This window comes from Ferruginibacter sp. (genome assembly GCF_031391665.1).
Lineage (GTDB): Bacteria > Bacteroidota > Bacteroidia > Chitinophagales > Chitinophagaceae > Ferruginibacter.
This window is the reverse complement of sequence record NZ_JANMUN010000023.1, coordinates 15,859-30,358: the sequence shown is the minus strand read 5'-3', so window position 1 is coordinate 30,358 and position 14,500 is coordinate 15,859. Positions and strand designations below refer to the sequence as shown.

At 36.3% G+C, this 14,500-nt stretch carries 6 protein-coding genes; all 6 read left to right on the top strand.

All coding sequences use genetic code 11. The annotated features are described in order from the left end of the window. Nucleotides 1-10 precede the first annotated feature (10 nt). The 6 genes from ACY651_RS01970 to ACY651_RS01945 are packed head-to-tail and all read left to right on the top strand — an operon-like array spanning nucleotide 11 to nucleotide 14,500. Entirely contained in the window at nucleotides 11-2,401 is a 2,391-nt protein-coding gene (locus ACY651_RS01970; RefSeq protein ID WP_462249176.1) for an ABC transporter permease, read from the top strand. Nucleotides 2,402-2,413: 12 nt separating this feature from the next. Continuing rightward, nucleotides 2,414-4,852: an ABC transporter permease gene (locus ACY651_RS01965; protein ID WP_462249174.1), complete on the top strand. Its 2,439-nt coding sequence runs from the start codon at nucleotides 2,414-2,416 to the stop codon at nucleotides 4,850-4,852. Between the two features lie 34 nt (nucleotides 4,853-4,886). Further along, complete coding sequence (locus ACY651_RS01960; RefSeq protein ID WP_462249172.1) at nucleotides 4,887-7,313, top strand: ABC transporter permease; 2,427 nt, start codon at nucleotides 4,887-4,889, stop codon at nucleotides 7,311-7,313. A gap of 9 nt (nucleotides 7,314-7,322) precedes the next feature. Further along, nucleotides 7,323-9,695, top strand: coding sequence for an ABC transporter permease (locus tag ACY651_RS01955; protein WP_462249170.1), 2,373 nt, complete (start codon nucleotides 7,323-7,325; stop codon nucleotides 9,693-9,695). Nucleotides 9,696-9,705: 10 nt separating this feature from the next. Continuing rightward, the gene (locus ACY651_RS01950) at nucleotides 9,706-12,108 is read left to right on the top strand and encodes an ABC transporter permease (protein ID WP_462249168.1); all 2,403 of its coding nucleotides are present in this window, start codon (nucleotides 9,706-9,708) and stop codon (nucleotides 12,106-12,108) included. A 10-nt stretch (nucleotides 12,109-12,118) separates the two neighbouring features. After that, nucleotides 12,119-14,500: an ABC transporter permease gene (locus ACY651_RS01945; RefSeq protein ID WP_462249166.1), complete on the top strand. Its 2,382-nt coding sequence runs from the start codon at nucleotides 12,119-12,121 to the stop codon at nucleotides 14,498-14,500.

Below are 14,500 nucleotides of genomic sequence, written 5' to 3'. Positions count from 1 at the left end.
AATTATCGCCATGATAAAAAATTATTTCAAAATAGCCTGGAGAAACCTTATAAAAAATAAAGGGTACAGTGCTATTAATATCGGCGGATTGGCAGTTGGCATGGCGGTGGCAATGCTTATTGGGTTATGGATTTATGATGAGCTGTCCTCTAATAAACATCATAAAAATTATGATAGTATATACCAGGTAAAAATGAACCAAACTTTTGATGGGCACAGGGGTACGCAAGATGCACTTCCCTACCCAATGGGTGAGGAGTTGAAAAATAAATATCCTTTCTTTAAAGCTGTAGCAATGTGCGATTGGGGCAGCGATCGTTCATTGGTAGTTGGTAATGAAAAGTTTACTAAAAATGGGCATTTCATAGGCGATCAGGCAATTAATATGTTTTCATTAAACATTTTAAAAGGCGATAAAGATCCTTTAAAAGATCCTTATTCTATTGTAATTACAAATGAAACTGCTACAATACTTTTTGGAGATAAAGACCCTGTTGGGGCAGTTATAAAATTGAATAATGAAGTAGATTTAAAAGTAACGGCTGTGGTAACTAAACAACCAAAAAATGCGACACTTCAATTTGATTTTTTAGTGCCATGGCTTTTACAAACAAAACTACGTGCCGAATTTTTTAAACGTAAGGAAACTGATTGGGGAGATAACTCACAATTAGTATATGTGCAGCTAAAAGAAAACGTAAGTTTTGAAAACACAAATGCACAAATAAAAAATATAGTTTTCAACCATTTTCCTGATGACAAGTTGATGCAGAATAATGTAAAGCCGGAAGTTTTTTTGCAGCCAATGTCTCAATGGCGGCTTTACAATGAATTTACAGATGGAAAAAATAGCGGTGGGTTTATTAAATACATTCGTTTGTTTGGCATTTTTGGTTTAATAGTTTTATTAATTGCCTGCATTAATTTTATGAATTTAAGTACAGCAAGCAGCGAAAAAAGGGCCAAAGAAGTAGGTGTTCGCAAAACAATGGGTTCGGACCGTAAGCAATTAATTTGGCAGTTTTTAAGTGAATCTTTATTGATATCATTATTAGCTTTAATTATTGCCATGGGATTAGTTTTTTTATGTTTACCCTATTTTAATACACTTACTCAAAATGCCATTTCGCTTCAAATGACTAACCTGCTTTTTTGGGTTATTATATTAGCCTTTACATTATTTACAGGTTTACTGGCGGGGAGTTATCCAGCTTTTTATTTATCGGGTTTTAAACCAATAAATGTATTAAAAGGAACGATGAGAATGGGCAAAAATGCCTCCATGCCACGTAAAGTGCTGGTGGTACTGCAATTTACTTTTTCAATAGCATTAATGATCGGAACAATTATAATTTACCAGCAAATTCAACATGCTAAAAACAGGCCGGTAGGTTTCGATAAAAAAGGTTTGATTTCTTTATTTAGTTCTGATGTGTTAGTCAAAAATTTTAATCCGCTTCGCACTGAATTGTTGGCATCAGGAACGGTTACATCCATTTGTAAAACCTCGGGGCCACCTACAGAAATTTGGAGTAATAATAATGGGTGGGAATGGAAGGGTTCGCAACCAGAGGATAAGTCTGCCATATTTAATACCATTGCAACAAGCTACGATTATACCAAAACATTAGGTATAAAAATGAAAGCCGGCAGAGATTTTTCTTCCGATTTCGCTACAGATTCAACCGGGGTAATATTAAATGAGGCGGCTGTATTGCGTATGAATTTGAAAGACCCAATAGGTGAAACAGTAAAGTGGAATGGTAAAAATAAAACTGTAGTGGGGGTTGTGCCAAACATGCAAATGGAATCGCCTTATGGTGAAATAAGACCGCTAACAATTGTGTTTGACAAAGATTGGATTAACTGCCTCACTATAAGAATAAACCCAAATGTTTCGGCTGCTGAGGCTATTAAAAAAATTACGCCAATTTTCAATATTTATAATCCTGGTTTTGCATTTGACTATAAATGGGCCGACGAGCAGTATGCTAAAAAATTTAAGTATGAAGAACTAATTGGAAACCTTTCGTTGGTTGTAGCACTTTTAGCCATTTTTATTTCATGCCTGGGTCTATTTGGTTTATCAACGTTTATGGCTGAACAACGCACAAAAGAAATTGGCGTTAGAAAAGTATTGGGTGCTTCTGTTGCAAACATCACCGCATTACTTTCAAAAGATTTTCTGAAATTGGTTTTCATTTCTTTCATCATTGCATCTCCAATTGCATATTACGCTTTAGCACAATGGCTAAAAGATTATAATTATAGAATTGAAATTGGTATAGGTGTGTTTTTGCTGGTAATGTTAGCGGCTATCACTATTGCCATACTTACTGTTAGCTATAAAGCCATTAAAGCAGCTATTGCCAACCCGGTAAAAAGTTTACGGACAGAATAAAAAAATATCGCCATGATAAAAAATTATTTAAAAATAGCCTGGAGAAACTTAGCGAAAAATAAAACTTTCTCTTTGATAAACATTGCTGGGCTTGCATCGGGCCTTGCCTGCTTTATTTTAATTGCATTGTATGTTGCAGATGAATTAAGTTATGATAAATACAACGAAAAGGCAAGCCGCATTTACCGCATCAATTCTGATATAGTATTTGGTGGAAATAAGTTGCACATGGCCGTTACCTCCGATCCGATGGGGGCAACGCTAAAAAAAGATTATCCGCAGGTGGAAGAATACGTAAGGTTTTATGCTTCAAGCGGAGCAAAGCTGGTAAAAAAAGACAATGCTTTTATAAACGAGGTAAATGTGGCGCATACAGATTCTACTTTGTTTGATGTGTTTACATTACCTGCAATTTACGGTGATACTAAAAATGCATTGAACGAACCCAACACCGTAGTAATAACTGAATCCACAGCAAAAAAATATTTTGGTGCTGCTGATGCAGTTGGTAAAACAATTGAAACAAACGATAATACCAGCACTTTGTATAAAGTAACTGCAGTAATAAAAGATATACCACACAATTCGCATTTTAATTTTGATTTTATTTTTTCGATGGATAATGCAGATTATAATTGGGGACAATTTACCAGCCATAATTTTCAAACCTACCTGCTGTTAAAAAAAGGAACAGATTACAAAGCCTTTGAAAAAAACTTTAATCAGTACATAGATAAATATGTAATTCCTTTTGTGCAGCAGTTTATGAAAATAAAATCTATGGAGGAAATGGAAAAGGCTGGCAATAAATTAGCATACAGCCTTATGCCTTTAACCGATATACATTTGCACAGCGACCGTACACCCGAGCTGAGTGTTAATGGCAGCATTCAGTATGTATATATTTTTTCGGCCGTGGCTTTGTTTGTGCTGCTGCTGGCCTGTGTAAATTTTATGAACCTGAGTACAGCACGTTCAGCAAGCAGGGCAAAAGAAGTAGGGATTCGTAAAGTACTGGGTACCCAAAAAAAATTACTGATCGGCCAGTTTCTAACAGAGTCTGTATTGATGGCAATAATTTCCCTGGTAATTGCCATAGTCATTGTATGGGCGGGCATGTCTTACTTTAATAATCTGTCGGGTAAAAACCTTGCCATAACCGATTTATTAAAACCCGGTTATTTTATTTTATTGCTGCTGTTGCCTGTTGCGGTGGGTTTACTGGCAGGCAGTTACCCTGCGTTTTATTTATCTTCTTTTAAACCTATTGCTGTACTTAAAGGAAAAGTAAATGCAGGATTTAAAAAAAGCAGCCTTCGCAATGTGCTGGTGGTTTTTCAGTTTGCTACTTCCATCATGCTTATTGTATGCACCATCATTGTTTACCGCCAGTTAAATTTTATACAAACAAAAAAATTAGGCTTCAGTAAAGAACAGGTGCTGGTAGTAAATAACACTTATGCATTGGGCAAAAATGCTACAGCTTTTAAAAATGAAATATCAAAGTTGGCCGGGGTAAACAGCGCTACGTTTGCCGGCTTTCTTCCGGTTGCCAACTCTTCCAGAAACGATAATTCTTATTCAAAAGAAGCGGTGATGGATACTAAGAACAGCCTTAGTTCACAAACATGGAGAATAGATTATGATTATATTAAAACGCTGGATATGGAAATGCTAAGTGGCCGTAATTTTTCAAAAGAATATGGATCTGATTCCAGTGCTATTATCATTAATGAAACTGCTGCAAAAGTTTTAGGTTATGATAACCCGATAGGCAAAAAATTATACACCAATGGCAATGGCCCTGCCACAGCAGATCTTATTGCCTTTACAATTATTGGCGTGGTAAAAAACTTTCATTACGAATCTTTAAAACAAACGGTAGGCCCATTATTGTTTCGCCTTGGTGACAGAACCGGTGCAACCGCTTTTAAAATAAGCACCGCCAATGTGCAGGGCCTGGTAAAAAGTATCGAAGATAAATGGAAATCAATGGCATCAGGCATGTCTTTCAGTTACCAATTTTTAGATGACTCATTCAATAATATGTACAGGGAAGAACAACGCACCGGTAAACTTGGGCTAACCTTTGCTGTTATTGCAATACTTATTGCCTGCCTGGGCTTGTTTGGTCTGGCTACTTACATGGCAGAGCAGCGCATTAAGGAAATTGGTATAAGAAAAGTGTTGGGCGCAAGTGTGAGCAATATTGCCGGTATGCTGTCGAAAGATTTTATAAAACTGGTTTTGCTCTCGGCCATTATTGCATTTCCTGTAGCCTGGTGGGCTATGCATAAATGGCTGCAGGATTTTGCATTCAGGGTAGATATTGGTTGGTGGGTGTTTGTGCTGGCAGGTGTTATTGCAGTTTTAATTGCATTAATAACGGTGAGTTCGCAGGCAATAAAAGCGGCACTGAGTAACCCGGTAAAATCTCTCCGTACTGAATGAAGCATCCAATAATTAATAATTTAAAACAACTGTAATGTTAAAAAATTATTTCAAAATTGCTTTCAGAAATTTATGGCGCAACAAGCTCTATAGTTTCATCAATATTTTTGGATTGGCAATGGGCATTGCTGCTTTTTTGCTTATACTGGAATATATAAGTTTTGAAAAAAGTGTGAATGGATTTCATACAAATATATCATCCATATACCGGCTGCTTAACGAAGACCCCAACGGACAAACATGGCCGCAGGTGGAGCCGGGCTGGGCACAAAAAGCAAAAGATAATTTTCCTGAAATAAAAGCCTATTGCCGTTTTGAAGAAGGCGTGGGGCAGGGCATTGTACGCCGCAATGATGATAAAGGAGAATCGTTTCGTGAAAGCAATATTGGATACGCAGAAGGAAATTTCTTTTCTTTTTTCAGTTTCAATTTAAAATCGGGCAGTGCAGCAGCATTTAATAAAACCAATGTTGTTTTTATTTCTCAACTGGCAGCTGCAAAATATTTTGGTAAAGAAAATCCCATTGGCAAATTGCTTACGCTCTCTAATCAATTTGGTAAATCAGTTTTTACGGTAGAAGGTATTTACAGCATTCCTGCTAACTCTGATATAAAATATGACATGGTATTTTCATTGGAAACTTTGAAAAATCCTGCCAACCTTGCTGACAATGGCTGGGCACAACTGGATAACCTCAGTTCTCAATACATCAACACTTATTTTTTGTTAAATAATGGCACAGATTATAAAAAGCTGGAAAAAAAATTAATTGCTCTCCGCAATGAATTAAAGAAAGATAAAGACGGTGTGCTGTTTCGTTTACAACCATTGGCCAATGTTCATCTGCCAGCATCCTTCAGCGATACCTATCAAACAACAGGCAACCTGAAATATGTTTATATACTCGGCGTAATTGCACTGCTTATTTTGCTAATCGCCTGGTTTAACTATATTAATTTATCAACAGCCAATTCATTAAAACGTGCCAACGAAGTGGGTATAAGAAAAGCAGTGGGTGCATCGCAGCAATCATTGGTGCTGCAGTTTCTTGGCGAATCATTGCTGGTAAATATACTTGGCTTTGCTTTGGCACTGGTGCTGGTACAGCTTATTCAGCCATTGTTTAATAATATAATTGGCAGGCAACTTTCGCTGGCTTCACTGCTGTACAGTAAGGTGTGGGTAATGGGTTTAGTTTTGCTGCTGCTGGGCTCCCTGCTTTCCGGCGGTTACACTGCTTTTAATTTATCCGGTTTTAATCCGGTAGAAACATTAAAAGGAAAGCTGATTAAAACAACAAAGGGTGCTATGCTGCGTAAATCACTTGTGGTTGTTCAGTTCAGTATATCCATTGCACTGCTTTTGGCCACAGCACTTATTTATCAGCAGTTGAATTATATGCAAAACCAAAACCTTGGTGTAAATACTGAGCAACTGCTGGTAATTCGTGGACCGGAAGTAGGCAAAGACAGTACTTACAAATTCCGCCGCTCCGCTTTTTGGAACAGCATTGCACAGCAAAGTTTTGTAAAGGAATATTCATTGAGCGGAACAATACCGGGCAACAATTATAATTTTGCAACTTCAGGATTTACACAACCCGGCTCCAAAAAAGGCGATGAATTAAAATCGTATTCATTTGCCATTATAGACAGCCGCTATCTTAATACTTACCAGATACCATTAAAGGCAGGAAGAAATTTTACAGCCGCAGAAACAAATGTAGAATGGAATGACAACAGTAAAGTGCTGCTGAATGAAAAAGCTATACAGGAACTTGGCTTTGCATCTGCAGAAGATGCCCTGCATACAAAAATACAATGGGATGAACGTGCGCTGGAAGTGATTGGTGTAATAAAGGATTATAACCATGCCGGTTTGCAAAAAGCCATTGACCCCATAATTTTTTATCCGCAAAATAACAGTGCCTATTTTACCATCCGGCTAAGTGCAGGTAAAGTGCAGGCCAGCATTGCATCGCTGGAAAAAATTTATAAAACCTACTTCAGCAATAATCCTTTTGAATATTTTTTTTCGGATGAAAATTTTAATAAGCAGTACATCACCGAGCAGCAATACAGCCGTTTGTTTACAACTGCATCCATATGGGCAATACTGATTGCCTGCCTGGGATTGTTTGGCCTGGCCACTTACACAGTTGAATCAAGAACAAAGGAAATTGGCATCCGTAAAGTTTTGGGTGCAAGTGTTTTTAATATTACAAAGCTGTTATCAAAAGATTTTTTAAAGCTGGTGATTATTTCTATTCTGATTGCATCACCCATTGCATGGTGGGTGATGGATAAATGGCTGCAGGATTTTGCTTACCGCATCAGCATAACATGGTGGGTGTTTGCACTGGCTGCATTTATTGCAATAGTAATTGCATTGATAACGGTGAGTTCGCAGGCAATAAAAGCCGCTGTTGCAAACCCGGTAAAAAGTTTAAGAACAGAATAAAACATCACCATGATAAAAAATTATTTTAAAATTGTTTTACGCAATATGTGGCGCTACAAGGGCTATACGTTGTTAAATATTATTGGTATGGCCATTGGAATAGCTGCCATAGTTTGGGGTTATCAAGATTACCGTTTTAGTTTCAGTTTCGATAATTTTCATAAAGATGGAGATAAAATTTACAGGGCCTTATCTTATAAGGAAGGTGCAAATGGAGTGAAAGGAATTTTTCCGATGGCTGCTGTAATGCAGGCACAGAAAGAGTTTTCAGGAATTGAAGAAGTTGTTCGTTTTGATAGCAGGGGACTTAATGTAAAGTTTGATAAGAACGAACCATTTGCAGAACAAGTACATTTTACTGACCCTGCCTTTTTTGATTTATTTAATTTTCCGTTAGTAGCCGGCTCAAATAATATTGCTGATAAAAATGCTTTGCTGATTACAGAAAGAACTGCTAAAAAATATTTTGGTAAAACAGATGCGGTAGGCAAATCATTAATTTTATATTCCGGAGAAACTTATGCAATGCCACTAACCGTAACTGGTGTGCTTAAAGATTTACCGGTAAATTCCACCATGCATTTTGATTTTATTTCAAATTTTGATAATCAATTAAAAGGTGACGGAACAAGGATTGCTCCCGATGACTGGAGCTGGATGTTAGATGCAGCCTATTTTAAAGTGCCTGATGCAGCTGACGCACCACGGCTGGTTAAAGCATTGGATAAGTATATCCCTATTCAGAGAAAAGCAAGGGAAGATTGGAAAACTTCTGGATTTAAATTGATTACATTAAATGAAAATGCTGCTCTTGCCGAATTAGATATTAATAATCTTTATCAAAGACCATCAGATTCTGCTGCATATGGTCCACTCATTCTTGCTTTATTAATTTTTCTTTCCGCCTGTCTTAACTTTTCTAATACTACAGTTTCCCGTGCAAACAGAAGATTGAAAGAAATAGGAATACGCAAAGTAATGGGCAGTTCGTACCGGCAATTAATTTTTCAGATGTTGCTGGAGTGTGGGTTTATAGTAGTGCTTGCAACATTGCTTTCAATGTTATTGAATTATTTATGGTTTCCTGCTTTTAACCAAATGTTCAACGGTGTTAAAATTGTTGCCGACTATTTTCATGATGTTAAGCTTATGCTTTTTATTGGCATTATTATTATTATAACTACGCTGTTAGCTGGCGCCTACCCGGCATTTTATATCAGCCGTTTTAATCCATCCATAATTTTCAGGGGCACTGTTAAGTTTGGCGGAACAAATTTATTTTCCAGGATTATGCTTGGCCTGCAATTGTCTATTGCTATCATAACAGTAATAGCCGGAATTGGATTTGCACGTAATGCCGAATTTCAAAAGAATTATGACTACGGATATAATATTGAAAACACCATTGGTACTATTGTTACTGATACAACTTTATTTGCTGCTTTTAAAAATGAAGTAGCCGCCATTCCGCAGGTAACTGCATTAGCCGGAACAAGAAATCATATTGGATATGGCTACCGGAATGTGGTAGCCGAAGCGGAGAATAAAAAAAACGAAACCAGTTATCTTGAAGTAGGAAGGGATTATTTAAAAACAATGAACCTTAAAATTGCAGAAGGCAGAGCGTTTGATGCACAAATGGAAGCTGATTATACCAGCTCCATATTAATTACACAAAACATGGCAGCCAGTTTTGGTTGGAAAGATAAAGAGGCATTGGGTAAAAAAATATTTATTGACAGTGCAAATTATTCCATTGTTGGTGTGATGAAAGATTTTCATCTCGACATGCTTTTTGACCCTGCTGAACCTGCAGTATTTAAACTTGCAAAAGAAAACAGGTACCAGTTTCTTGTATTACAAACTAAGCTTTCAGATTTAGAATCAGTTTATGCTAAAACAAAAGTTGCATGGAAAAAAATATTTCCGATGAAACCATTTACAGGGTTTTATCAGAATGAAATAAAAGCTGAGGCGTATAAAACAACAAAAAATATTGCGATAATATTTTCCTGGTTTGCTATCATTTCTATTTTACTTACCTCTACCGGGTTGTTTGCATTGGTTTCACTTACCGTTCTTAAAAAAATGAGGGAAATAGCGTTGCGAAAAGTAGTAGGTGCTAATTCCCGGCATATACTTGTTTTAATTAACCGTGGATATTTCTGGATTTTTATTATTGCATCTGCAGTAGGTTGCTATGGCGGCTATGCCCTCACTAAACTTTTGCTGGATATGATTTTTAAAGTTAATTCAGGTATCGAAGTAACAACCATAATTAATTCAGTAATTGTATTGTTTATTATAGTGGTAATTACATCTGGTATAAAAGTGTGGCAGGCAGTAAGGTCTAACCCGATAAAAAATTTAAGGTCTGAATAAAAATATTATCATGCTAAAAAACTATTTTAAAATAGCCATACGCAATTTGGGCCGCAATAAATTATTATCTATTGTAAATATTACCGGCCTTGCTATTGGTCTGGCATGTGTAATACTCATATTGTTTTTTGTAAAAGACGAATGGAGTTTTGATAAATTTCATAAAAACGGGAAAGATATTTACAGGCTGGTGCAAACCACAACCGATACATCGGGTAAAGAATGGCGGCAAGGTAATAGTGGCTTGCCACATGGGCCGGTGTTTGCAGCCGAAATTCCGGAAATAGAAAGTTTTTGCCGCATCAAGGGATGGGAGATGACCACAAAAAACGGAACCGAAGGAATAAAAGCACAGGTACTCTTTGCCGATACTTCTGTTTTTAAAATATTTACACTTGATGTATTGAAAGGCAATAATAGGGAAATGCTGAAAGGCAGAAACTCAGTTGTATTGAGCGAAGATGCTGCCACAAAATATTTTGGCCGTGAAGATGCCATGGGAAAAACGGTGGAGATAGAAGTAGATGAAGAATTGGAACCCTTTGTTGTAACCGGCGTGGTAAAAACTCCCCCACTTAATTCTTCCATTCAGTTTGATATGCTGATACCCTTTGAACGGCAAAACCCAACTGATGCAACCGAACTGAATGAACGAATGAACAACTGGGGCAATCTTTTTTTAAATACTTTTTTTCTGTTGCGTAAAGATGCAGATGTAAAAGCAGCAGAGAAAAAATTATGGACCGTATATCTCAAACACAATGCAGAAAAATGGGCCAAATCTCAAAACCAAAATGGTAACTCAAAACGGGAGTATGCTTTACAGCCTTTTTTTTCGATTCACCTGGATAAGAACTTTTTTGCCAGTAATGGATTAAGTAATTGGAGCGATTCTACATATTCCTATATACTCTCAGGGCTTGCCCTTTTAATATTGATCATTGCCTGTATAAATTTTATAAATATTGCGTTGGCAAGAAGCATGCAGCGGAGTAAAGAAATTGGTATCCGCAAAGTTTCGGGCAGCTCCAGGCGGCAGGTAATTGTTCAGTTTTTAAGTGAATCATTTGTAGTTACTGTTATTGCTTTTGCAACCGCTTTATTATTGGTGCAACTGGCAATACCGTTTTTCAATACCATTGCTCATAAACAATTTAGTTTTTCTTATTTAATACAACCCAGTACCATTGTTATTTTCGTTGCTTTAATATTTGTTGTATCGTTTATTGCAGGGTTTTACCCCGCATTTATTGCCTCCGGTTTTCAACCAGTGCAAACTTTATACAGCCGTGTTAAATTATCCGGCAACAATGTGTTGGGCAAATCATTGGTAGTGCTGCAGTTTGTAATTGCAGTTGCATTAATTATCGGTACTATTATTTTTACCCGGCAATTTAATTTTATAAGTAAATCCGATCTTGGGTATAATTCAAAAGATATCCTTTACCTGCAATTTCCGTGGGGCAAGCCATTAGCATTGCAGCAATTTAAAAATGAATTGGCCAAGAGCCCTGCTATACAATCGGCTGGCACCAAAAGTGGCAACTGGAATAAAACTGTTTTTAAAATAAATGGTAAACAAACCGGCTACACTTATTACGAACACATAGATGATAATTATTTACAGGCGTTGCAGATACCCCTGGCCAAAGGCAGGTATTTAAGTTATGCTAACGTAGCAGATACCGTATCTAACTGCATGGTAAATGAAGCTTTTGTAGAAGCATTTATGGATAAAACAAAAGATCCCATTGGGCAACTGGTTGGCTGGCAGGATGAACTGATTACAATTGTTGGTGTGGTAAAAAATTATCACTCTGCAAATTTTAAAGAAAAAATTGAGCCTGTATATTTTTCATTAGATACCCAGGGCGACCTGTTGAATACCTATGTAAAATATTTTCCGGGCAAAGAAAAAGCTGCAGAGGAAGCTATTTCAAAAGCGCACAAAGCAATTCTTCCTTATGCTAAGCTGGAATATTTTAATATGGATGATTGGCTGATGCAACGATATGAAGAAGATGCCCAATGGAAAAAGATTATCACTGCTTCTGCACTCATTGCCATTCTTATTGCTGCATTGGGTTTATTTGCTCTTACAACATTATCTGTACAGCAACGTGTAAAAGAAATTGGCATTAGAAAAGTATTGGGTGCATCCATTGCAAATATTACCATGATTGTTTCAAAAGATTTTTTAAAACTTGTTTGTATTGCATTAATAATTGCATCACCCATTGCAGGGTGGGCAATGAATAAATGGCTGCAGGATTTTGCATACCATGTTAACATCAGCTGGTGGGTATTTGCCTTTGCCGGCTCGGTAGCATTATTAATTGCAATGGTTACGGTGAGTGTGCAGGCAATAAAAGCTGCCATTGCAAACCCAGTAAAAAGTTTAAGAACGGAATAAAAACATAACGATGATAAAAAATTATTTTAAAATTGCCTGGAGAACAATTGTAAAAAACAAGCTCTACTCCTTTATTAATATTACAGGGCTAAGTATTGGTTTGTGTATATGTATGCTTATTACACTGTTTGTAAAAGATGAATTTAGTTTTGACCAGTTTCAAAAACATAAAAATGAAATTTACCGCCTGGTTGTAAATGAAACTTCTCCAAAAGGAGAAAAAAATAAGTATGGTATTACAGGTATGTTACATGGGCCGGCCTTTCAAAAACAAATTCCTGAAATACAAAGTATGGTGCGTTTTGCACCGGCAAAATTTAATATAAAATATAAAAACGAAATTTTTGTACAGGATGCCAACTATGCCGACAGTAATTTTTTTGAAATGTTTTCGGCAGACTTTATTGAGGGCAATGCAAATAAAAACCTGAGTGATCCATATAGTATTGTAATAGCCGAGAGCGTTGCAAAAAAATTTTTTGGTAATCAAAAAGCAGTAGGCCAAACTTTGGCAATAGAAAGAGATACAGTGTTTAAAGATTATACCATAACAGGGGTAACAAAAAATTCGCCGCAAAACTCAAGTATTCAAATTAATATAATCATGCCTTTTGATTATAAAAATAATGGGGATAATGCATGGATCAATTTTCATTTAAATACTTTTTTTACACTTGTAGCCGGAGCCAATATTGCCAATGTAGAAAAACAATTTGCTGCAATTTTTAATAAAGATGCTGCAACTGAGTTGGCAGAAGCCAAAAAGGATTGGGGCTTCGAAAATCAAATAGCATTTAGTTTGCAACCCTTTTTAAATATGCATCTAAGCCGTGACTACAGGGCTCAAAATGGATTGAAAGAGAGCAGCAATGCGCTGCTGTCTTATGTTTTATCGGGGCTGGGTTTATTTATTTTATTGATTGCCTGTATCAACTTTGTAAATATTTCTATTTCACATTCTTTGCAAAGGGCAAAAGAAATTGGGGTGAGAAAAGTAATGGGCGGGCAACGTAAGCAACTCATCTGGCAATTTATGATCGAATCTTTTTTATTGAACGCAGGGGCATTCTTACTGGCCATTTTTTTAACAAACCTGCTATTGCCGGTATTCAATGACCTTACGACCAAATCGCTTACATTTTCTTATTTGTTTGATATAAAATTACTGCTGATCTTCAGTGGCATATTTTTCTTAACCGTTATATTGGCGGGGTTTTATCCGGCCTTGATTATTTCTGCCTATAAACCAGTACAAATTTTGTATGGCAAATTTCGCCTTACGGGTAAAAATCTTTTATTAAAATCACTTATCGTTTTTCAATTTGGTCTTGCAACCTTTTTTATCATACTTGCCATTATTCAGTATAAACAGGTAAATCTTTTTACTACTAAATATTTAGGATACGATGACAGGAATATGGTACTCATTAACACAGGTGGAACTTCGACAGATAAAGGAACCGTGTTTATGAATGAAATAAAAAAGAATAAAGATGTTGTTGCAATTGCTCCAAGAAATTTAGATACTTGGATTACAATTGTAAATATTGATAAAGGAGAACAAATGGGTCCTGATATGAATGTAGTGGATGAAAATTTTGTAAGCACTTTAGGCTTAAAGATAAAAGAAGGGAGAGCTTTTTCTAAAGCGTATCCTGCAGACAGTACACTTTCTGTTATGGTAAACGAAGCGTTTGTAAAAGAAGCAGGCTGGAAAAATGCCATTGGCCAAAATGTTAAGGTGATGAACCGTGATCCCTACAAGGTAATTGGTGTAATTAATGATTATCATTTTTCTTCGCTATACTCAAAAGTAAGACCGCAACTTTTTACATGCAATAATAACTATGGCAGTTATGGTACTTTCTACATTAAATTAAGCGGCAATAATATTCCGGGCACATTAGATTTTATTAAAGCAAAATTTAAAGAAGTATTTCCAGTAAAACCATATGCGTATGAATTTCTTTCCGACATAAATGATAAACAATACGAGAAAGAATTTCAAATGAAACAAATTATTTTATGGTCGGCCCTCATCATAATTTTTATATCATGTATGGGTTTGTTTGGTCTATCTATTTTAACTACCGAAAAGCGGCGCAAAGAAATTGGTGTAAGAAAAGTATTGGGTGCAAGCATAGGTTCTATTGTTCAAAAACTTTCGCTGCATTTTTTAAAATTAGTATTGCTTGGGTTTGTAATTTTTGCACCGCTGGCTTACTATACCGGCAATAGTTTATTGCAGAATTACCCATACCGCATTACTATCGGCATAAGCATATTTGCTGTTTCGCTTTTTGCCTTACTGTTAATTTGTATAATTACAGTAAGCTATCATGCAATAAAAGCAGCCATTGCAAACCCGGTAAAAAGTTTAAGAACTGAATAG